Annotated in this window: 21 protein-coding genes and 2 pseudogenes; 6 read left to right on the top strand and 17 right to left on the bottom strand. The window is 71.2% G+C overall.

The genetic code is table 11. The features are described from left to right. Positions 1-25: 25 nt before the first annotated feature. Positions 26-826 (bottom strand): crotonase/enoyl-CoA hydratase family protein, encoded by an 801-nt coding sequence (locus OG393_RS31110; protein WP_327378033.1) that lies wholly within the window; start codon positions 824-826, stop codon positions 26-28. Between the two features lie 175 nt (positions 827-1,001). Between OG393_RS31110 and OG393_RS31105 the strand changes: the two genes are divergently transcribed. Then, complete coding sequence (locus OG393_RS31105) at positions 1,002-2,627, top strand: acyl-CoA synthetase (RefSeq protein WP_327378032.1); 1,626 nt, start codon at positions 1,002-1,004, stop codon at positions 2,625-2,627. Between the two features lie 75 nt (positions 2,628-2,702). Then, complete coding sequence (locus OG393_RS31100) at positions 2,703-3,512, top strand: pentapeptide repeat-containing protein (protein WP_327378031.1); 810 nt, start codon at positions 2,703-2,705, stop codon at positions 3,510-3,512. 72 nt (positions 3,513-3,584) lie between these two features. Here the strand turns inward: OG393_RS31100 and OG393_RS31095 are convergent. Next, positions 3,585-4,358 (bottom strand): annotated as a pseudogene (locus OG393_RS31095) (GNAT family N-acetyltransferase); the annotation flags it as partial. Between the two features lie 222 nt (positions 4,359-4,580). Between OG393_RS31095 and OG393_RS31090 the strand changes: the two are divergent. Then, positions 4,581-5,363: pseudogene (locus OG393_RS31090) on the top strand (AMP-binding protein); the annotation flags it as partial. A gap of 291 nt (positions 5,364-5,654) precedes the next feature. Beyond that, entirely contained in the window at positions 5,655-5,924 is a 270-nt protein-coding gene (locus OG393_RS31085) for a GntR family transcriptional regulator (RefSeq protein ID WP_327378030.1), read from the top strand. A 317-nt stretch (positions 5,925-6,241) separates the two neighbouring features. Here the strand turns inward: OG393_RS31085 and OG393_RS31080 are convergent, their stop codons facing one another. The 4 genes from OG393_RS31080 to OG393_RS31065 all read right to left on the bottom strand — a co-directional run bounded on the left by OG393_RS31080 (position 6,242) and on the right by OG393_RS31065 (position 9,659). Beyond that, positions 6,242-6,730, bottom strand: coding sequence for a hypothetical protein (locus OG393_RS31080; RefSeq protein WP_327378029.1), 489 nt, complete (start codon positions 6,728-6,730; stop codon positions 6,242-6,244). A 240-nt stretch (positions 6,731-6,970) separates the two neighbouring features. Continuing rightward, on the bottom strand, positions 6,971-7,357 hold the full coding sequence (locus tag OG393_RS31075; RefSeq protein ID WP_327378028.1) for a DUF6415 family natural product biosynthesis protein: 387 nt from the start codon (positions 7,355-7,357) through the stop codon (positions 6,971-6,973). A 380-nt stretch (positions 7,358-7,737) separates the two neighbouring features. Further along, positions 7,738-8,910: a helix-turn-helix domain-containing protein gene (locus tag OG393_RS31070; RefSeq protein ID WP_327378027.1), complete on the bottom strand. Its 1,173-nt coding sequence runs from the start codon at positions 8,908-8,910 to the stop codon at positions 7,738-7,740. Between the two features lie 98 nt (positions 8,911-9,008). Then, positions 9,009-9,659: an HAD family hydrolase gene (locus tag OG393_RS31065; protein ID WP_327378026.1), complete on the bottom strand. Its 651-nt coding sequence runs from the start codon at positions 9,657-9,659 to the stop codon at positions 9,009-9,011. A gap of 223 nt (positions 9,660-9,882) precedes the next feature. On the opposite strand from OG393_RS31065, the gene OG393_RS31060 reads away from it, so the two are divergent. Next, a complete protein-coding gene (locus tag OG393_RS31060) occupies positions 9,883-10,437 on the top strand; it encodes a helix-turn-helix domain-containing protein (protein WP_327378025.1) in 555 nt (184 codons plus the stop codon). 32 nt (positions 10,438-10,469) lie between these two features. Continuing rightward, positions 10,470-11,198 carry a hypothetical protein gene (locus tag OG393_RS31055; protein WP_327378024.1) on the top strand — a complete coding sequence of 243 codons (729 nt, stop codon included), beginning with the start codon at positions 10,470-10,472 and terminating at the stop codon, positions 11,196-11,198. 49 nt (positions 11,199-11,247) lie between these two features. Here the strand turns inward: OG393_RS31055 and OG393_RS31050 are convergent, their stop codons facing one another. From OG393_RS31050 to OG393_RS31000, 11 genes are all read right to left on the bottom strand, one after another. Beyond that, the gene (locus OG393_RS31050) at positions 11,248-11,556 is read right to left on the bottom strand and encodes a hypothetical protein (protein ID WP_327378023.1); all 309 of its coding nucleotides are present in this window, start codon (positions 11,554-11,556) and stop codon (positions 11,248-11,250) included. Further along, positions 11,553-11,780: a hypothetical protein gene (locus OG393_RS31045; RefSeq protein ID WP_327378022.1), complete on the bottom strand. Its 228-nt coding sequence runs from the start codon at positions 11,778-11,780 to the stop codon at positions 11,553-11,555. The genes OG393_RS31050 and OG393_RS31045 overlap by 4 nt, the downstream gene beginning before the upstream one ends. After that, entirely contained in the window at positions 11,777-12,745 is a 969-nt protein-coding gene (locus OG393_RS31040) for a peptidoglycan recognition protein family protein (protein WP_327378021.1), read from the bottom strand. The genes OG393_RS31045 and OG393_RS31040 overlap by 4 nt, the downstream gene beginning before the upstream one ends. 68 nt (positions 12,746-12,813) lie before the next feature. After that, entirely contained in the window at positions 12,814-13,314 is a 501-nt protein-coding gene (locus tag OG393_RS31035; protein ID WP_327378020.1) for a hypothetical protein, read from the bottom strand. After that, positions 13,311-14,117, bottom strand: coding sequence for a hypothetical protein (locus OG393_RS31030; RefSeq protein WP_327378019.1), 807 nt, complete (start codon positions 14,115-14,117; stop codon positions 13,311-13,313). Before OG393_RS31030 ends, OG393_RS31035 begins: the two co-directional genes overlap by 4 nt. After that, positions 14,117-15,196, bottom strand: a complete 1,080-nt coding sequence (locus tag OG393_RS31025; RefSeq protein WP_327378018.1) for a DUF5047 domain-containing protein — start codon at positions 15,194-15,196, stop codon at positions 14,117-14,119. The genes OG393_RS31030 and OG393_RS31025 overlap by 1 nt, the downstream gene beginning before the upstream one ends. A 3-nt stretch (positions 15,197-15,199) precedes the next feature. After that, on the bottom strand, positions 15,200-16,672 hold the full coding sequence (locus OG393_RS31020; protein WP_327378017.1) for a hypothetical protein: 1,473 nt from the start codon (positions 16,670-16,672) through the stop codon (positions 15,200-15,202). After that, positions 16,669-19,497 (bottom strand): phage tail tape measure protein, encoded by a 2,829-nt coding sequence (locus tag OG393_RS31015; RefSeq protein WP_327378016.1) that lies wholly within the window; start codon positions 19,495-19,497, stop codon positions 16,669-16,671. The genes OG393_RS31020 and OG393_RS31015 overlap by 4 nt, the downstream gene beginning before the upstream one ends. A 452-nt stretch (positions 19,498-19,949) precedes the next feature. Then, positions 19,950-20,465 carry a hypothetical protein gene (locus OG393_RS31010; RefSeq protein WP_327378015.1) on the bottom strand — a complete coding sequence of 172 codons (516 nt, stop codon included), beginning with the start codon at positions 20,463-20,465 and terminating at the stop codon, positions 19,950-19,952. Next, positions 20,465-20,947, bottom strand: coding sequence for a phage tail tube protein (locus OG393_RS31005; RefSeq protein WP_327378013.1), 483 nt, complete (start codon positions 20,945-20,947; stop codon positions 20,465-20,467). The genes OG393_RS31010 and OG393_RS31005 overlap by 1 nt, the downstream gene beginning before the upstream one ends. A gap of 76 nt (positions 20,948-21,023) precedes the next feature. Then, entirely contained in the window at positions 21,024-21,353 is a 330-nt protein-coding gene (locus OG393_RS31000) for a hypothetical protein (protein WP_327378012.1), read from the bottom strand. Positions 21,354-21,356 lie beyond the last annotated feature (3 nt).

Raw genomic sequence — 21,356 nt, 5'->3', positions numbered from 1 at the left:
GTGGCGGCCCCGTCGGCGGGGCCGGTCATTCCCGGCGGTACACCGGTGGGCGCTTCTCGGTGAAGGCACGGGCGCCCTCCTTCGCGTCGGCGGTCTCGAAGACCGGCCATCCGCGCCGGAGTTCGGCCTCGAGTCCGTCGGTCTCGGCCAGGTCGGCGGTCTCGTAGACGGACGCCTTCACCGCTTCGACGGCGAGGGGTCCGCAGGCGTTGATCCGCTCGGCGATCGCGAGGGCGGTGTCCAGCGCGGCGCCGTCGGGGACGACCCGTCCGACGAGCCCGATCCGGGCCGCCTCGTCCGCGTCGTAGGGGCGGCCGGTGAGCAGCATCTCCAGGGCGTGGGTGCGGGCGATCTGGCGGGGCAGCCTGACCGTCGAGCCGCCGATCGGGAAGAGTCCCCGTGCGACCTCGAAGAGCCCGAAGGTGGCGGAGGCTCCCGCGACACGGATGTCGGTGCCCTGGAGGATCTCGGTGCCGCCCGCGACGCAGGGTCCCTCGACGGCGGCGATGACGGGCTTTCGGGGGCGATGGTGGCGCAGCATCGCCTTCCAGTGCAGGTCGGGGTCGGCCTTCATCCGGTCGCGGTACCGCTCGCCCTCCATCCCCTTGCCCGCCAGCGCCTTGAGGTCCATGCCGGCGCAGAAGGCCCCGCCCGCGCCGGTCAGGACGACGGAGCGGATCGCGTCGTCGGCATCGGCCTCCAGCCAGCCGTCGTACAGCCCCACCAGCATGGGCAGGGAGAGCGCGTTCCTGGCCTCCGGCCGGTCGAGTGTGAGCACCAGCGTGGCGCCCTCGCGCCGCACGGTCAGGTGTTCGGTGTCACCCATGGACGTCCTCCCGTCTCCGGACGGGAACAGGTTGCAGGAGGCGCGGGCCCAGTTCAATAGTTTTCTGACACTTAGTCAGATTCTTTCGCGTCTCCCCTTCCGCCCTCCGCCGGTCGGCGCTCTAATGACCGCCGGGCCCGTTCGGGCCACGTCGATCACGAGGTCAGGAGGAACGGTGGAGTACAACCTTGCCGACCTGTTCGAGTCGGTCGTCGACGTGGTCCCGGACCGCGAGGCCCTCGTGTACGTCGACCACCCTGGCACGGGAGCCGAACGACGGCTGACCTACGCGCAGCTCGACGCCGCCGCCAACCGGCTCGCCCACCACCTGCTCGACTCCGGCGTCCGTCCCGGCGAACACCTGGGGCTCCACCTGTACAACGGCATCGAGTACCTCCAGACCGTCCTCGCCTGCCTCAAGGCCCGCATCGTGCCGGTGAACGTGAACTACCGCTACGTGGCGGAGGAGTTGGTCTACCTCTATCGGGACGCCGACCTGACGGCACTCGTCTTCGACGCCGAGTTCACCGAGAGGGTCGCGGCCGCGCTGCCGCGGACGGAGAAGCTGCGGCACCTCGTGCGGGTGGGGACCCCGCCCGAGGACGCGCCGGACCTCGGCTGCGTCGCGTTCACGGACGCCGAGACAGCGGGCTCCGCGGCGCGCGGTTTCCCGGGGCGGAGCCCGGACGACCTCTTCGTCATCTACACCGGCGGCACCACCGGCATGCCGAAGGGCGTCATGTGGCGCCAGGAGGACCTGTTCTTCGCGGGTCTCTTCGGCGGCGACCCGGCGGGCGACCCGGTGGCGCGGCCCGAGGAACTGGCCGAGCGCGTCGCCGCGGGCGGCGCGGGCATCACCTTCTTCCCGACTCCCCCACTGATGCACGGCACGTCCACCCTCACGTCGTTCATCGCCTTCCACTACGGGCAACGCGTGGTCGTCCACCGCAAGTACGTGCCCGAGGAGGTGCTCCGTACCATCGAGAGGGAGAAGGTCTCCAGCGTGTCCCTGGTGGGCGACGCCATGCTCCGGCCGCTGGTGGACGCGCTGCGCGGTCCACTGCGGGGGACCGACCTCTCCTCACTGTTCAGCCTCTCCTCCTCCGGCGCGATCATGTCGGAGACGGTCCGCGCCCAGTTCCAGGCACTCGCGCCGAACGTGCTCCTGCTGAACAACTTCGGTTCGTCCGAGTCCGGTTCCAACGGCAGGGCGACGGACGACTCCGGCCCCGAGCGGGGATTCCGGCTGGAGGTCAACGCCCGTACACGGGTGGTCGATCCGACCACCCGCGAACCCGTGCGCGTGGGCGAACCGGGCCGTCTGGCCCAGTGCGGCCACGTCCCGCTCGGCTACTACAACGACCCGGCGAAGACCGCGGAGACCTTCTTCCGCAAGGACGGCGAGCGCTGGGTCCTGCTCGGCGACATGGCGACGGTCGACGAGGAGGGCATCGTCACCGTGCTCGGCCGCGGTTCGCAGTGCATCAACACCGGTGGCGAGAAGGTCTATCCGGAGGAGGTCGAGCAGGCGCTCAAATCCCATCCGGACGTGTACGACGCGCTGGTCGCCGGAGTCCCGGACCTGAGGTGGGGCAACCGCGTAGCGGCCGTGGTCCAGTTGCGCGAGGGAGCGCCGGCCCTGGACCTGGAGTCAGTGCAGGAGCACTGCCGGGCCCGCCTCGCCGGCTACAAGGTCCCGCGCAGACTGGTGCTCGCGGACCGGATCCAGCGCTCCCCCAGCGGCAAGGCCGACTACCGCTGGGCCCGCTCGGTGGCGGCCGAGAAGGGCGCCGGGGCGTAGACGGTCCCGGGACCGGCGGCTACCGGCGCGATACGGTGGAGATCCATCCCCGACCCGCGAAGGAACCCCACCGCCATGTCCGACCCCCTGCGCGGAGACTGCGCGAACTGCTTCGGGCTCTGCTGTGTGGCGCTCCCCTTCGCCAGGTCCGCGGACTTCGCGAGGGACAAGTCCCCCGGCGAGCCGTGCGGCAACCTCCGGACGGACTTCCGCTGCGGCATCCACACGAAACTGCGCCCGAGTGGCTTCTCCGGGTGCACCGTGTTCGACTGCTTCGGCGCGGGGCAGAAGGTCTCGCAGGTCACCTTCGGCGGCGTCTCCTGGCGCGAGGCGCCCGAGACCTCGGAACAGATGTTCGGCGTGTTCCTGGTGATGCTCCGCCTCCAGGAGACCGCACGCCATCTCGGCGAGGCGCTCGCCCTGCCCGCGGCCCGTCCGGTACACGACGAGCTGCGCCGGGCCCTGAGCCGGGTCGAGCGGCTCACGCAGGGCTCCGCCGACCTGCTCGAGAAACTCGACCTGACGGACGTCCGGGCCGAGGTCCATCCGCTGCTGGCCCGGTCGAGCGCGCTGGCACGGGCGGCGGCGGGCGGCAGGCCCAAGGACCGCCGGAACGCCGATCTGATGGGCGCCCGGCTGCGCGGGGCGAAGCTCCGCGGCGCCGACCTGCGCGGCGCGCTGCTGATCGCGGCCGACCTCTCCGGCGCGGACCTCTCCCTGGCCGACCTGATCGGCGCGGACCTGAGGGACGCCGACCTGTCGGGGGCGGACCTGACCGGCGCGCTCTTCCTCACCCAGCCCCAGCTGAACGCGGCGCGCGGCGACCGGGCGACCCGGCTGCCCCAGGGGCTCGAGCGTCCCGCGCACTGGAACGCGCACGCCTGAACCGGACCGGCCGAGGAGGTCCGGCGAACTCCTCCGGCATGCCGGCGGATGCCCGGGGCCCTCGGGACGGACGGGGGCGTGCGCGTAGGGCGTCGTGGTCGTGAGCGGGACGAAGCCGAGGCGCAGGAGGATCGGCCGGCTGGTGTCCACCGCGTCGACGTGGACGTAGCGGTGGCCGCGCGCGGCGGCGATGCGGGCGCGATAGGCGACCAGGGCACGGAACACCCCCCGGCTCCGCCAGGAGTCCACGGTGCCGCCGCCCCACAGACCGGCGAAGTCCGTGCCGGGGTACAGCTCCAGGCGGGCGGCGGCGACCGGCTCGCCGTAGGCCGTGGCGAGCACCGCCGCGACCTCGCCGGGCGCGCTCGCGAGCTGCTCGCGGAGGCGGCGGCCGAGGTGCGAACGGTCCGTGCCGAAGGCGCGTTCGTGGACCTCGGCGACCAGGTCGACGCCGGCCGCGTCGGTGACCGGGACCAGTGCGACGCCTTCGGGCAGTACGGCGGACCGGGTCAGCCGAGCGGTCTCGGCGACCATCAGGGTCTCCTCCTCCCCGGCGGTGAAGCCGGCCGCGAGCAGGCGCCGGGCGAGATCGGCGGGGCCGTCGTGCCCGTACGCCTTCCACTCGAAGGCGAGTCCGAGGGCGTCGTAGTGGCGGATCTGTTCGGCGATGACCCGGTCCGCGTCGGTCTCGTCGACGCGGGACCAGAGAACGCCGTTCCAGGCGTGTGCGGGCCCGGTCTGACGCACGACGGACCCGTCGCGCTCGATGCGGCTGCCGGGCCCGTCGGGGCGCGCCCCCCGACGTAGCCGGCGGTCGTGTGCGGCGAGCGTCGCGCGGAGATCCATGCGAGGACCGCAGCACCGGGTTCAGGCTCGCGCAAGCGACTTTCCGCGGGCGCGGCGGACACCGGGCCGGCGGGCGGGACGTGACGGCCGTACCGGGTGGACGGGAAATTCCGGGCCCGCCTCTTGCCAGGAACCGGGTCGGAGTGGATGTACTGGCCCCGAAGACCTCCACCGAATGATCGGTCGCCTGTTCCGGGGCGACAGGACGGGAGCACACGGCCCATGACGGACCTGCTGGACAGTGGCGAGCGGCTCGGACGCGCGGAGCTGGAGGCCCTCCAGCTGGAACGGCTGCGAGCGACGCTGCACCACGCGTACGAGAACGTGGACTTCTACCGGAGGTCCTTCGACAAGGCGGGACTCCACCCCTCCGACTGCCGCTCCCTGGCCGACCTCGCACGTTTCCCCTTCACCACCAAGGCGGACCTGCGCGAGCAGTACCCGTTCGGCATGTTCGCCGTCGACCGGTCGCGGGTCCGGCGCGTCCACGCGTCCAGCGGTACCACCGGACGGCCGACCGTCGTCGGCTACACCGCCCACGATCTGGACGTCTGGGCCGACGTGGTGGCACGGTCCCTCCGCGCGGCGGGCGGCCGGCCCGGCCAGATGGTCCACGTGGCCTACGGCTACGGCCTCTTCACGGGCGGTCTCGGCGCGCACTACGGCGCGGAGCGGCTCGGCTGCACCGTCGTCCCGGCCTCCGGCGGCATGACCTCCCGCCAGGTCCGGCTGATCCAGGACTTCCGGCCCGAGATCATCATGGTCACGCCCTCGTACATGCTCACGCTGCTCGACGAATTCGAACGCCAGGGTGTCGATCCTCGGTCGACCTCCTTGCGGACCGGCATCTTCGGAGCCGAGCCCTGGACGGAACGGATGCGGCACGAGATCGAGGAGCGGTTCGCCATCGACGCGGTCGACATCTACGGACTGTCCGAGGTGATGGGACCAGGCGTCGCCCAGGAGTGCGTGGAGACCAAGGAAGGTCTGCACGTCTGGGATGAGAAATGTAAGAGGGTACGTACATCGCGGGATCGGGTGCGGAACCGCGAAGAGCCCCGCCGGCCGGAGACATCCGGCCGAGCGGGGCTCTTCGCTTCCCCGGCGGGCACCCGGCCGGGGGAACATGGAAGCCCGTCCCGGGGAGTCTTCCGGAGCTGCCCCGGGACGGGCGATTGTGGGTGCGACCTGCGCCGTCGCACGGCGGAACCCTAACATCCGCTACAGGCCGCTCCATGCCGCCCCAGGTCGCCACCTACCGACGCCGGGGGTATAGGAGAGCCATAGGTTCCGCCCATGAGCGATCTTCCGGGCGCCGAGTTCCAGTACGTCTACATGCGCGTGGCCGACCAGGTCGAGGCAGAGATCCGGTCGGGCCAGCTTCCCTACGGGGCACGCCTGCCGAACGAGCGGGCTATGGCCACGGCCTACGGTGTCGCCCCGGGCACGGCGCGCCGGGCGGTCCAGGCCCTCCGCGAACGCGGCCTGGTGGTCACACTGCCGAGCAAGGGCACGTTCGTCCTGCGGCCACCCGAGCCGGAGCCTACGGAGGCTGCGGAGAGCTGACCGAAACGAGGAGCGGCCCTGCCTGAGTCAGAACCCGGCAGGGCCGCCACACAAGGGTGCGGTCACGTTGTGCGGCGCGCAGTCTCCGGACGCCCCTCACCGCGGCAGGCGAGGCACGGCTCGCTGTAGGTCACGTTGCGCCCTCCGTCCACGATCACGACCCGCTGCGTGCCGTGACAGCTACGGCACCGGCCCGGCCCTCTGCGAGTGGACAGGAACCGGCGCTGACGCCGGAGGCCGGCCAGGTGACCGATCAGGTTGCCGTATTCGGGGCTCTGCCACTGGGTGCTCACGGCTGTCAGCGTAGTCAGCTGTGGTCAGTTGGGGTGGCTGGTCGAGCAGTTCAGCTCGCAGTTGGCGTCACCGCAGCTCGTGTGCTCGCACTCGGCAGCGACCGGGACACTGCCGTTCGACGGGCCCAGCCACAGCGTGCGGTCCACCGCGAATCCGGCGGCCACGATCCGCGACTGTGTCTCCTCCAGGGCGCCGGGGTTGTGCCTGCTCCTGTCGGGGCGCTCGGGCACGTGGTGCACGAACAGGCCAAGGTCCTTGCACAGCCGCGCGTAGACGAGGGTGTGGAGGATCAGCGCGTGCCATCCCTCGTCCACAGTGCGGGACGGGCGCATGCCGCCGGGGAACATGACGGCGGCGGCCACGAACTTCAGGGCCTCTTCGACGATGCGGTCGGCGTCGCCGGGATCCATCCCCGGGTTGTTGTCCAAGACCGTGGCCGCGACGCCGGAGAACTCGTCCGCGGTGATGAGTGTCCGGGGGTCCCTGGCGGTAGCTGTCGTTGTGGTACTCAAGCGCTGCCTCCTGTTGCTGTCCGATGGGTGGTGGCCGCCCGGCCGGATTCCTGGCGAGGTGCTCGGCCGGGCGGTGTCCTACGTGCCGTGGCGCACTGCGGACGGCACGCCCCCGCCACGGCGTACCGGGGCGGGGGCGTTCGAGCTCGCCCCGACTGGGGCTTCCGGTCCACCGGCCGGGGCGAGCGTTCATGGGGTGCGACCTTTGACCCGAATGCGGTCGCCTGGGTGTCGTGCCGGTCAGCGAATCGGCGGGTTCAGCGTCTCGTAGTGGTCACACAGGGCGTGTACCGAGCGGGCCAGGCGAGCAGCGTGCCGGTACGCAGCGTCCGGGCCGAACCCCTTCGTCGTCGTCAGCCGCCGGTGCGCCTCCTCAACGCCGACCCGCGCGGCCATGGCGGGCTGGTCGGTCGCGGGCTGGGCGCTGATGAGTCCGCGGACCTCAGGCAGGAGCAGCTGGATGTGGCCTCGCAGCCTGCTGGTCAGCGTCTCAAGGTCTTCGGCCAGGGGCGGGGCCTCGCCCAGCGCGAGAGTCCGCTGCGCCGTGCTCCGCATGATGGTGATGTCGAGGGGGCGCACGTCGCACTCGCCTGCGAACTCGGCCTCAGTGGCGGTACTTTGCTTCACGTCGAACGCTCCTTGTCAGCGTTGGCCATGCCCCGGGGCCGTGTGCGCGGTCGCCGGGGTCTCGTGAGGGGCCGTACGGGAGTCGCAGATCAGGGGACGGTCACAACACCCGCAGGTGACGATCGGCCATGCGCGCTTGCGTCCAGGCAGGACGACGGCGCCCGCCGGCGCGAGCTCGCGGGTTACAGCCCCGCAGCAGAAACACGCCTTGCCGTGCAGACGCGCGATACTCACACGCCCGGTGACCTGACGGGGCGGTGCGGCTTCCGACATGGCAACGCTCCCATCGGTCCGTTCCTCTTGCGACGAACCGATGATGCGTGCAGACAAGGGTCACAAGGTGTACAAGGTGTCACCCCTGTATCCCTTGACCGAGCAGGTCAGACCGCTCCGATCCACTCGGCGAAGCTGGTGAGACTCTCAGCGTCCGCGCGCTTCAGGCGGCGCAGCGTCGTCGCGTCGGCACGCGCCCACGGGTGCTCCCGGGTGTGCTGTGGCGCAATGGCCCGCGCGACCTTCAGCGACTCGAAGGCGTCACCAGGCAGCCCTGACCACAGCTGAGCGCGCGCGAGCTCGATGTAGAACCCGCTGCGGCGCTCATCAGGCAGGTTCTCCGGCGGCTTCCATTCCTCTGCGACGTCCAACGCCCGGCCCACGTGGTCTCCTCCGAGGCTCACGGCCACGGAGACCTCGTGGATACGCACGGAGTCCGGGCCGAACGCCGTCCCCTGATACACGCCCTCCGGCGCCCGTTGCCCGAGCTGTCGGGCGGTGGCCAGGTGAGCACCGGCCGTGGACGCGTCTCCAGCACGTCCCGCGATGACGGCGGCACGCATGTGCAGGGCGCCGGACGCCGCGGCCGTACGGGAAGAGTCCGGCGGCGGCGCCGCGTCGACGGCCATCTCCAGGGCGTGCAGCCCGGCCTGATAGGCGCTGGCCGCGAAGAACGTCTCGGTGCGCACATAGGCGCAGGTCGCTGTGAGCAGCGGGTCGTCCGCTCGCGCTGCCGCCCAGCGCATGAGGTCGATCAGGCGGGCCGACAGATCGTGCGCACCGTGCTTGTAGGCGACAGCGTCCGCTGTCCGGGCGGCAGAGACGACAAGCCGCGCGGCTTCGGGCCGGCCCGTCGCGTGCAGCTGACTGAGGGTGTCCTGGAGGAGCGCAGGGATCCCGCTGGCGATCCGTCCGTACTGCGCGGCCAGGCGCCAGCCGGCGGCTTCCTCGACGGCGGCCTCGAGCTCGAGGCCGGTCCGGCGGGGAGGACCGAGAGGGATGTCGTACGCGGCGAGCACTGCGGACAGCTCGGGAAGAGCGGCGTGCACACGGCGTTCCGTACCGCTGTGGCCGATGACCAGCCTGGAGGCGTCGACACCGAGCGCCGCGGCGATCGATTCGAGGGTGGCGTCGGATGGCGACCGCCGTCCCCCCTCGATCGATTTGACCATGGCGAGCGACAGGTACGAGGCGCGCGCGAGGGCACTCTGGGTCATGCGGCGGGACTGGCGGGTGGCGGCGATCCGCTTGCCTACCTCGTCAGGGGTGTCGGTGGGCATACCGGCTCCATTCGGGCGTCACGCGAACGGTACCGCCTGCCGACCCTCAGCAAACGAAATCGGCCCTGCCCGGCATATGCCGAACAGGGCCCAGCCGACTATCCGTTCTGCTCACGGACGATCGCGATCAGGTCGCCGAGGGAGCCAGCTCTCCAGTCGGCCGCCGCCACGACCTCGGGGTCGTCCGCCCACAGGCAGCCCCACGGGCCGCGCCGCAGATGCGCCGTCAGCAGCCCCGCCGCGCGCGCCGGGTAGACATCGTTGATCGGGTGGTCACCGACGTAGAGCGTGGCGTACGGGGCGCTGCTGCTCGCTGCCAGGACCCGGGCGAAGAACTCGTAGGACGGTTTCGCGCAGCCCCACTCCCCCGACGTGGCAATGAGGTCGGCCGGGAGGTCGAGGGCCCGCAGCAGTTGCGCGGCCTTCACGGTCTGGTTGCCGGCGATGACGACACGGACGCCGAGGCTGCGCAGTTCGGCGAGCGCTGGGCGTACGTCGTCGTACAGGTCGGTCTCGTCGAGGTGCTCGCCGCGTCCGGCGGCCTCGCGGGCTGCGTACTCGGCGCGGACGTCGAGGCCGGGGCGGATAAGGCGGAGGGCGTCGGCGTTGTCGCGGCCCTGGGCAACGACTGCGCCGACGAGCGCGGACACGGTGTGGCGGGGTGTATCAAGCCAGTCGGCCCACGATGCCCAGTAGCGGTCGTCGCGGACGAGGGTCTCGCCGATGTCGAAAGCGATGGTCTCGATCATCCGTTGAGCCTAAGGGCCTATGCAGGGTGCGCGAGTCGCGGGCGCGCCTTGGCCCTCCCAACAGCGTGCACCTGTCGTGCGGTGTGGCGCCAGGGGTGTGCGAATGAGCCGTAGACATATGGCGTTCGGCGGGCAAGGCCCTGGGTAGGGCTGAACTCCACCCTTGCGAATGTATCGATCGATACATTAGAGTCGTATCACTCGATACAGCGAGGGGGATCTGATGAACACCGCTACCGCAGCCACCCAGGCCCGCGTCACCGTCGACACCATCCGCGCCTGGTGTCGACGCGGCGTCATCTCCGCCACCAAGACCGCCGGCCGGTGGATCATCGACACCGCCTCCCTCGCCCGCCGCATCGCCATCGGCGCCATGCGGACCGCCACGTCCCGGAAGGCACTGGCCGGCCAGGGCCTCGACCTCACCGCCACCATCACCACCCCCGGCTACGGCGAGCCGCGGACCATCACACCGAGGATCAAGACCCGCACCGACCGCCGCACCGGCGCCCGCATCATCAGCATCGACTACTGGGTCGCGCTCCTCGCGAACAAGCTCGCGACCATCCCCGACGCAGGGGACCGCGCGCACGCCGTCAACGTCTTCCTCACCACCACCATCGTCATCTGCGACCAGTATGACGCCGACTGGGACGGCGACCCGCAGGCCCGCGAGGGCGGCCGGCTGCGCACCAGCTACCACGGCGGGCACCCGCTCGTCTCGGTCGACGACGTCCTCGACCTCGCCGCCCAGATCCGCACCCAGCTCGCCGCCTGACCGCCGCCCACACCCAGCAAGGAGACCCCACCGTGGAGATCACGACCGAAGCGCGCGACACGGGCGTGTACGTCATCCGCACCGTCGGCACCCAGACCTGGCCGGAGGACTCCTGGCAGGCGCACGGCGTCCGCCTGGACCTGATGGACGGTCTCCAGCCGGTCGCCGTGTGCACGCTCGAAGTCGGCGGGACGCTGGCGGCCGAGGAGCGGGGCGCTGCGGAGGCCGAGGCGATCGAGCCGTGGACGAGGACGCTGCGGTACCTCGCCGTGGTGCGGCGGCTGCGCGGCCACCTCGACACCGCCGGGCGCCTGCTCGCCGAGGCGGACGACGCCGAGCGCCATGGCGCCCCGCTGGGGGAGGTCGACGCGCCGACCCTGCGCGCCATGGCTACCTCGCAGGAGTGCGACCAGGCTGACCCAGGCAGCGACTACGGCATGGCGCCCCTCGCCCGGCTCGTCGTCGCCCGGCATGAGCGGCAGATCGGTGAGGGCCTGCGGAAGTCCCTTGCGTTCGCTCCGGCCCCGGCCGCGCGGCCGATCCATCCCGCGTGGGAGCTGCCGGGCCTGGGCGGGATGCCGGGTGAGAGCCTGGCGCGGGCGGTGGCTCGGGATCTGCTGGCCGGGTGGGCATCGGTTCGGGACCTGCGGGACCCGCTGATCACGTGGGCGGTCGGGGAGGCCGAGCTGACCCGCACCGAGGTGCAACAGACGACGGGTGCGTCTCGCAGCACGATCAACCGCATCCTGCCCAACACCTGACACAACGAAACCGCCCCCTCCGCCCGCAGGCGAGAGGGGGCGCAGCAGCTCAGCGGAACAGGAGCGGCACGAAGATGCCAGCCGCGGCGCCTACCACCCCGGCAGCACCGGCAGCCCGCCAGACCAGTCTCTCCACTTCCTGGACCCGGGGCGCGAGATCCGTCGTCTTGGGAGCGGCCTCGAGCGTGCGGAGTCTGTCCTCGTGGTCCTGGACATCGCCGCGCAGGTCGGCGTTCTCCCTGAGGGCCTGGTCCAACTTGCCCTCGATACGACCGACGGCCTGCGACAGGCCCCTCACCTCCTGGTAGGTCTGCGCCGGGCTGATATAGACGCCCGGGTCCGACGGCGGCGTACTCACTCGCGGTCCTGCGCACCCTCAGTGAGCAGCCAGCCGGGCAGGAGCCGCTGCACGGCGGGCACAGCCATGACCCGTGTCAGGGCGCCAGCGACGGCGAGCGCTCCGGCGACCCATGGCAGGGACGCGGGGATGCCCGAGGCGTCGACGATCGCAGGCAGCACCACGGCGATGCCGACGGCGGTCTGCACGACGGTGCGTACGGTGCGCTTGGTGGCATCGGTCATGAGAGAGGATCCGTTCGGTCGGTGGTGAGGCGGTCGCCGAGCTCGGCGAGTGCCGCGCGGGCCCCGGCCTCGGCGGCGGCCTGGATCTCGGATGCGTCGAGCCCGCCGACCTCGGCGAGCGCGGTCACGGCGGCCGACAGTGCGCCGATCCGGGCGAGGATGTCGACGGTGTGCTGGTCACCCCAGCGAAGGAAAGTCCCGGCCGTGCGCAGCGGGGACGTGCCTGGCGGCGCGGTCGGTGAGACGAGCGGTGTCGCCCACACGGCGTCGGCGACCTTCCGTGCGTCGGCATCGGTCAGGGCCATGGGGTCCTCCTCAGGGGCAGGTACGGGCGTGGTCTTGGTGGGGGCGGCGGCGAGGCGGGCCTGGACCCGGTCGCGCAGGCCCGGCATGCCGAAGCCACGCGGGTCGCTCTTCCAGTCCGACCATTCCAGGTGCCCGATGACCGACTTGGCGCCCCAGCCGTGCGCCCGGCAGATAGCGGCCGAGACGCGCTCGATCGCGTCGAGCTGTTCCGGGGGCCAGGGGTCCTTCCCGTCGCCGAGGTTGATGCACTCGAAGCCGTAGAAGTGGGCGTTGCCGTCGACAGCGCCCGCGCTGCCCTGATGCTGATGCGGGGTCGGCGGGCGGGTCCCGTACCGCTCGTCGACGACTGCGGCAAGGACGGACGGGTCGCCGCCGCCCGCGTGGTTGGCACGCCCGTTGCCGACGAGGTGCACGGTGCCGTCCTTGGCGATGACGCCGTGGCACAGCGGGCCGGGGAGCCCCGCATAGCCGTCGTAGCAGAGCTCGACGGACGACGCGGTGCCGCTGGAGACGGTGTGGTGGATCATCACGCCGTTGACCGGGCCCCAGCCGCCGACGTGGTTCCGGCTGTGGGTACGCCAGCCGAAATGCTCGACGACGGTGACGCCCTCGGCGCGCAGCGCGGCCAGGAGCCGATCCGCAGTGAGAGGTATGGCCATGCGGTGCTCCAGACATGAGACAGCCCCGGACCGGAGCGGCACGGGGCGAACGGGTGGGGTGGCAGCAGTCAGAGGGTGCCTTCGAGGAGGATGTGGCGGTAGTCCATCGTGCCGGTGGACGTGGTGTTGACGCGGTGGAGCATCGTCACGGTCAGCGTCTCGCCTGGTGACAGGCCGGTGAGCCGTTTGCAGAGGCTGAAGGACAGGTTGTCGGTGCCTCGCACGATGAGCGCGGCCACGGTGGACGCGCCGTACACCGAACCGGACACGGACCCGGACGCGGAGAAGTGCGTGATGGTGTTGTTGGTGGTGCTGTTGCGCTGTGTGGAGCGAATGTTGACGATCACCGTGCCTGACGGGGGTACCACGATCGTCGCCGCGAACGGGCCTCCGGAGGAGTCGGTGAAGCTGGTGCTCGTCACGGTGGTCGTCGTGGCGTCCTCGGCCTCGCCCGTGGCAACGGTGATGAGGCCGTCGATGTCCTCGGCCATCTGCTGCCAGTGCTCCCAGGTCCGCACGTGGTCGGTGGACTCGGGATAGGTGATCCCCTTGGCGGTCTGCTGAGTCATCCTCGCCTCCAGGCGATCGTGAGCGTCCATGCGGCGGACCAGGAGGCGCGGCCGGCGAGACGGATGTACGGGGAGTCGGTGGAGATGCTGATGGCCAGTCCCCCGCGGGTGCTGTCGACCATTGCCTGCGCCCAGGAGGTGGGGATCGCGAAGCTGTTGTTCGTGGCGCCGACGGCGAGCGAGGGGCCGCTGGTGGTCTCGTTGAGGGTGGGGGCGCCGGAGGGGCGGGTGGACTGGGAGACCAGGCGGAGGGTGGCGGTGCGGGCCGCGTAGTCGCCGGCTGTCAGGCGGCGGACCTGGAGGGTGGCGCCGGTGACGGTCGCGCCGGCCAGGGTGCGCGGCGCGGAGCCGTAGAACGCGCACCCCGTCATCCGGCCGTAACTGGAGCCGCTGTAGCGGCCCTGGTAGGTGTCCGCGCTGTTGACGGGCCCGATGTCGGTGCGCCAGACGCCGTCTCGGTAGGTGGCGGTCGCAACCGGCGCACAGACAAGTTTGCCGGTCGTGATGGTCGGCTTGGGGTCGGGTGAGGTATCGCCGCCGTCCGGGCCGGACCCGGCCGCAGGTGGTGTCGGCGCGCTGGACGGTGCTGCCGGGGCCTTGGCGATGGCCCAGTAGGTGGGGCCACGACGCAGCAGGAGCAGCTGGTCGGATGCCGCGACGGTCAGGCCGGTGACGACGCGGGCGGTGATTTCGATGCCGCCGACGCGGGCGATGCAGGCGCCGGACGCGGAGGCGGTGAGGGCGACGCCCTGGAGGGCTCCGAGGCCGGCAAGGGAGACGCGGGTGTCGGCGAGGTCGGCCATCAGATCACTCTCACGGTCAGGGTCATCGCGCCGGGCGAGTACGGCAGGGACAGGGACTCGATGACGCACGGCTGGCTGACGAGGCCCGCGCCGGTGACGGTGACGACGTCGCCGGTCATGAGCCCGGGGTGGGGGACGCACGTGATGGTGAGCCTGCGGGACGCGGTGCGGCGCAGGCGGGTGAGGGTGGTGGCCGCGGCCGTGCGGCATTGGGAGATGGTGCGCAGCAGCGGCGAGTACATGTGGTACGGGACGGGCAGCGGGCTGAAAGGCCCGCCGTAGCGCAGGGGGCTGCCGGTTGTCTGGTCGTAGGCGACGCCTTGGACTTGGTTGCCGGCCGCGTCCTCGCCGGCGGCGACCACGGCGTTGTAGGCGCCGTCGCGTGAGGCGGTGCCCTGCCAGTGGACGACGGTGCCGCCGACGCCGTCGGTGAGGTCGAGGAGCGGTGTGCCGGTGTCGGTGAGGGGCTCGATCTGGAGGTAGCCGTCCTCGGTGACGCGGGCGTCGGCGGGCCAAGCGCCGAGGACTTCGTGGAGGGCGGCGATGCGGTCGTCGTCCCACTGCATGCCCAGGGGGACGGCGCGGTCGGTGAGGGAGCTGTCGACGAGGACGGTCAGCGCGGGTTCGACGAGCGCGCGGACCGTGCTGGCGAGGGTGTCGCCGGAGGCGGGCTGGAACGGGGCGGTGAATTTCGCCTCGTCGATGAGGGCGAGGAGGCCGAGGGCGGTGACGGTGACGGTCTCCTCGTCGGTCTCTGCCTCGCTGACCAGGAACCAGCCGCGATTGATCCACTCGGTGTGGCCGCCGGTGTCGACGCCGTAGTCGATGCGCAGCTGCTGCCCGTAGGCGGCGAGCGGCGCGTCTGGCTCGATGGGGTCCCAGCGGGTGCCGCGGTCGGTGCGCGGCACGGTGAGCGTGATCCGCTCGGGCACGGCGAGGGACCGGTCGCGGGTCTCGGTGCCGTCGGCGATGGGGATGGAGTCGGCCAGGAGCCGGCCGCCGAGCCACGCCTCCGCGCGGATGTGCATCGTGTGGGAGCGCTGGACGACCGCCTGGGCGCGGTCGGACATGTCGAGCATGGGTCACTCCCCGAAATCGTGGAGGGCGATGTCGAGGAGCGTGCCGGGGCTGAATGCGTCGGCCACATCCTGAAGCGAGGTGAAGTTGTCGGCGATGTCCTGAAGCGTGTAGCCCGCGGCCTCCAGGACGTCAGGCCAGGGCTCGGTTTCGATGGCGTCGAGCGTCCAGCGGCGGTGTGGGCCGTACCAGTCGGGGTCTTCCTCGTCGGCCGGAATGGCGTAGTGGCCGTCCAGGCGGGTGAGCTGGGTGCGGTGACGCAGGAGCAGCACACCCTCGGTAGCGCCCTGGAGGACGGCGTCGAGGTCGTCACCAGCCCCGTCGGTGGCGGTCTCCACGGTGATGGTGGAGGTGGCCGTCGACCGGGCCTTGGAGACGACGACGAGCCGCCCGCCGGCGTTGAGGACGGCCGCGGCGCGGTCACGTTTCCTGGCGAGGCCGGCGAGGATCCGCACGGCCGCGCCGGTGCCGGTGATGGCGTCGCTGAGGACGTCGCTGGACACTGTCGACGTCAGCGGGTCCGATGTCACCTCCCAGCGGGCGCCGGTGACGTCGGTCAGGACGGCCACGTAGGTGACGGGCACTCCGAACGGCTGCTCGCCGTCGACACGCAGGAGGACGTCGCTGCCGGTCACGTCGATGTCTGAGGTGGCGCGTACCGCGTCGCGGGCGGAGCCGACCTGCCGGTACATGGTGACGGTGGTGATGTCCTCTGCCGCCAGTCCGGTAGCAGACACCAGATTCCGGGGCGGGAAAACACTCTGTGCGGCGGCCTGGAGGTCGGCGGATGCCTCGCGGACACGCAGCACGCCCGCCGTGCCGGTCGCGGCGGTGCTGAGTGTCGCGGCCACGGTCGGCGCGGTGGTCGCGGTGCCCGAGGACACGCTGCCGGTCGCGATGCCCAGGCGGGCATCGTGGCCGGTGGTGACAGCGTCGTCCGCCCGCTCGGTGATCGTGCCGAACGTGACGCCCGCTGCTGTCACCGCCTCCGCGGACAGGGCCGCGGTCGACACCGGCAGGGCGTAGCCCACCACCGCGTAGTCGCCGGGCGCCCAGGTCAGCGCCGTTGCTGCCGTGGCGGAGAATCCAGTGCCCGAGGACGTGTCCTCGCCGGACGTGACCGCCCATCGCCAGCCCGTGCCCGCACTGCGGGCCAGCGTGACGACCCGGCCCGCAAGCACACTGTCACCGTCCCCGGCGGGCAGCGCGGTAGTGGGGTCGGCCTCCCCGCCCAGCAGTACGCGGGTGTACCAGGTCAGCCGGCGCGGCCCGGTCCCCGCGCCGTAGGTACCGCCGCCGCCCGAGAGCGTCCCGGCCAGCGTCCACCCCGACGGTGCGGACGGAATGGAGGCGTCCGTGTGCGCGGAGACGACCTGGAGTACGGCGAGCTCACCGGCCGCCGCGCTGCCGGGCAGTGCGGGCGTGATCGACGACGTCGCCTCCGCGACTGCGCCGATGCCGCTGTAGGAGATTGTCACCGTCGCCCCGCTTTCGCCCGGTACGCCTGCCGCTGCTCGGACTCGCGGATCAGGGGTCGGGTCTCGACGCGGACGATGTCGCGGATCTCCCGGTCGCCGACGAACACCCGCACCTCCGTCGGACCCGTCTGTGCGGCAGGGGCCGGAGTGGGCCGGGTGTAGCGGGTGCCGGACAACGGTGCGCTCATGGCGTTGAGGCCGTCGAGGAGCCCCAGGCCGTACTTTCGGACAGCGGCGGCACGGATCACGTACTCGCCGTTGGAGAGCATCGCCGGGATGCTGTCACTCGTCGAGGAGCCCGGCCCCTGGACCATGCCCCCGGACGGGAATCCGCGGACACCGCCGCCCGCCGCGTACCGGCGCACCTGGCCGCCCCCGGCCAAATGACCCATCTTGCCGAGCTGCCGGACCTCGCCCGTACTGCTGATGAACCTGGTGTGGACGGTTACCGTTTTGCTCTTCAAGCGGTCCAATTCCCGCTTCAGCGCCTGCGCGTTCGCCACAGCGGACCCGGTCGGGGCGGTGATGCGCACGTCCTTGCTGCCCGGGATGGTCTTCACCGCGTAACCGGCGGCCTTCAACGCCCGGATCGCCTCGCCGGTCGGCGCCTTGATCGTGATTGTTTTGCCCGGCTGGAGACCCGCCACGGCCTTGTGCAGGTGGTCGATCTGCCGACGCGCCTCCACCGCCCCCGGGGCATCCACGCCCGTTGCTTTCGACTCCGGGAGCCGGGCGTAGGTACCGATCAGCTCGTCGATCTGCTTGTCGGTGAAGCCCGCCGCCTTCATCGTCTTGCGAAGCGCGGCGATGTGCTCCCCGAGGGCCTTGCTGCCGGCCTCTACGGAGCCCTTCTGCTCCGCGACCGCCGCGGCGTGCTTCTGGGCGGCCTTCGCGGCGTCGAGGAACGCGCTCATAACGTCGCGCCCCTTCTCTTTGGACACGTCCAGCGACCGGCCGTTCTCCTTCACGGTCTTCGTCAGGTCATCAAGGCTCGCCTCAAAAGCGATCTGACCCTCCGTCGCAGAGATCGAGGAACCGTTGAGCGAGTCGAGGGCGTCGGACAGCTTCTCCGCCATCGTGCGCTGATCGGCCATCTCATCAGCGGTCACAGCAGCAGCATCGGCCAGGTCGCCCTGGGAACCGGCCGCCAACTTCGCCTCGGTGTCGACACCGACGAGAGCCTCGGTGTACTGGGGCATCAGCGTGCGCAGCTTGTCAGCCGAGGTCCCGCCGCGCTCCGCCTCCGCCGCGAACTTCTTGAAACTGTTGGCGGCCAGCTCTCCGTTGCCGGACTGCACGAGCCGCGCAAGCGCCTCGTCGACCGCCTTCACTTTCTCGACGGCCTTGTCCAGGCCGGGGCCGCCGACATCCGTGCCGGGGTCGAATGTGCCGAAGAAATCCTCGATACGGTCCAGGACTCCGGGATGCGCAATGCGCGCGACAGCGTCGCCGAATCCGTCGAGATCCTGGCCGAAGTTCCGGGTCAGCTCCCCCGCCACCTTGCCTTTCTGCGCGAAGTCGACGACGGCGTTGGTCATCTTCGTGACGTCCGCCGGCGCGGCCCGGAACCGGTCGGCGACTGTGTCGATGGCCCAGCCGACGGCCATGATCGAGCCGACGACCAGACCGAGGCGGCCCAGCGTCATCAGGGCGGCTCGGGTGGAGGCGGCCGTCACCCCGAGGGCGGTCATCTCGCGGCGCACGAGCATGATCCGGGGCAGGAGCAGGAGCATGGATGCGCCGACGAGACCGACGACACCGACGACACCTGTCAGACCGCCGATGACCCGCTGCACGCCGGGCGGCAGGCCGTTGTAGATGTTGACCAGGCGGGTGACCCACTGCACCATGTCGCGCAGCGCCGCGTTCGCAGCCGACCCGGACTCGATCAGCGCGGACTCCAGCGCCGATTTCAGCAGCTGGAGGTCACCGATCAAGTTGTCCATCTTCACAGCAGCGACGGCCGCGGCGTAGCCCTGGTCGTTGACGGCGTCCGTGTACTGGCGCACACCCTCCTCGCCATACTTGTAGAGGATGGATGCGGCGCGCACCGCGTCACTGCCGAAGATCACGCCCATCGCCGAGTTGCGGGCCTCGGGGGTCAGGCCGGCGAACGCTTCCTTCATCCGGCCGGCGAGCTCGTGCAGGCCGACGAACTGGCCGGTCGCGTCGTAGGCCGACAGACCCAGCTGGTCCATCGTCGCCTGGGCCTCCTTGGAGTTCGGGGTGAGGCGCTGGAGCATCACCTTCAGGCTGGTACCGGCATCGGACCCCTTCATGCCCTGCGCGGCGAAGAGCGCGAGAGTGCCGGTCGTGTCCTCCAGCGACAGGCCGGTCTGAGCGGCGACGAGACCGGCCATCTTGAACGACAGGCCGAGCTGGTGGACGTCCGTGGCGCTCTTGTTGGCCGCGGCGGCCAGGACGTCGGCGACGTGGCCGACGTCCTTGCCCTTCAGACCGAACACCGTCATCGTCGTCGCGCTGATCTCCGCCGCCTCGGACAGGTCAATCTGCGCGGCAGCGGCCAGCGACAGGGAGCCCTTCAGGGCGCCGCCCGCGATGTCCGCGACCGAGATACCGGCCTTGGCCAGCTCGAATTCCGCCTCAGCGGCCTGGCTGGCGCTGTACGCGGTCGTGCGCCCAGCCTCCAGCGCTGCGGACCGCAGCCGGGCCATCTCCCCGGCCGACGCCTGCGTGACAGCAGCGACGTTACTCATGGCCTTCTCGAACTTTGCCGCGGTGAAGACGGCGAATCCGAAAGCGGCGACGAGGGCGAGCGACCCGGTGCGGGCGGCCTCCAGCGACCTGCGCTGGTTGGTACCCATCGCCGTCATCGACCGGCCCGCATCACGCATGCTGGCCCGGATGCGGTTCGACGTCTGCCCGGCCACACGCGCGGCATCGCGCATCCGAGCCTGGAATGCCGCAACATTTGCGGTCAGTGCCACAGAGACGGTACGGACGGCCATGACTCACCCCCTGGTGACGTGGACGTGGAGACCGCGGGTGTCGCCGCCCGCTTTCTCGAAGCTGCCGATGGCCGTGGACGCGGCTGCACAGGCGTGGCACCTGATCACCTGGCCGCGCCAGGCGCCCTCGCTCTGTGGGTCGGTGGCCGCGGCCCAGTCCTGGCCGCAGTCCGGGCACCGCTCTGTCTCGACCTGCTGGAGCGCGAGGGCCCAGCCCCGGTCGTCGTCGAGCCATAGCGGCTCACCCGGCTGCGGCCACGGGCGACCCAGGAAAATCGAACGCGGGACTCCCCACGCCCGCGCGGTCTCTACTTCCCGTCGGTGCGGGAGGCGAGGATCGCGGAGGCGTGCAGCGAGAAAGGGATAGAGGTGCCCTCCCCGTTGACCTGCCACGCGGCCTCGATGAGCTGCTGACGCTGCGCCTCGTTGAGCGTCTCGAACAGGTCGTCGACCTGCTCCGGTGTCATGACGGGGTCGATGGCGCAGGCTGAGACGAGGGCCAGCGGCAGCGTCTTCGAGTCCCACGCCTCATCAGCCGTCTGCCCCGGGTGCTGGGCGACCAGATCGGACCATTCCAGGCGCCCCAGGGCGCGGAAAGTGAACGAAACCTCGGCGGCCCGCATCTGCTCCCGGGCCGCCGAGATCCGCTCGGCCAGCTCGATCCCCGGGTGCTGATCGGCCATGCTGCCCGGCTTCCAGTCGGACAGCGAGGCGAGCTCGGCCTCCAGGCGGTCGACCTCGGCCGCCACGTCCCCGGCGATGCAGACGCGCACCGTGTGCTCGCGCGGCCGTGCCCGCTTGAGGATGTCCTCGATGTCGGGCATCAGGCGGCCACCACCGCGGAGGTGTCCGGCTCCTCACGCAGCATCAGCATCGATGTGAACTTCGCGACTTCGTTCGGCGCCGGGGGGATCGTGTTCCGCTCGCCGGCCTCCACCGGGTAGACCTCGACGTCCTGGTCCGCGGCCCAGGCGGTGGTGTAGGGCAGGATGCGGCGCACGACGAGGTAGCCGACGGTCTGGTAGGTGAGCGTCGTCCACGGCAGGTCGTCGGTCGGGTTGTCGCCCCGCTTGAACGTCACCTCGGGGGAGAAACCGCGTCGGCCGACGCGGTTGGTCGTGAACGTCGACGCCAGGCTGGAGTTGTCGACATTGGCGGTCTCGGCGGGGATGTTCAGGCCGTCGGGGGTGATGCGCTCGGTGAAATCGTCGCCCGCGTTCAGCTCGGCAACGGTCGGCGCGGAGATGTCGGCGATGCTGGTGACCCAGGCGACCCGGGTCTTGCCGTCGTTGATCACATCAGACACGGCAGTGCCTCCTTCGGGGCATGAAAAAAGCCCCGTCAAGGGCGGGGCCGGGCAACAAGGGGTGGAGCGGGCTGGGTCAGATACGCAGGGCGGCGACGGTCACGCTGGTGACAGCCGAGTACGACACCGACGCGAGACCCGAGTCCGCAGGGTCGCCGTACAGGTCGGCGGGGATCGGGATCATCTGCTCGTCGGACGCACCGACGGGCACCGCCCGGTCGGCGATGGCGAGACCACCGACGGTGCCGGGCGTCGCGACCGTCACTGTGATCGGCGACGCGTCACCGTTGACGACGTGCAGGAACGTGGTCTTGCCGGGCTTGAGCTGGTCGCCGCCGCCGGCCGCGGCACTGTAGACGGGGCTGAGCCCGCCGGCGGGGATGGTCTGGACAGTCAGGGTGGCCACAGT

It is taken from the genome of Streptomyces sp. NBC_01216, assembly GCF_035994945.1.
Classification (GTDB): Bacteria; Actinomycetota; Actinomycetes; order Streptomycetales; family Streptomycetaceae; genus Streptomyces.
The sequence above is the reverse complement of the archived record's forward strand: the minus strand, read 5'-3'. Positions and strand labels throughout refer to the sequence as shown.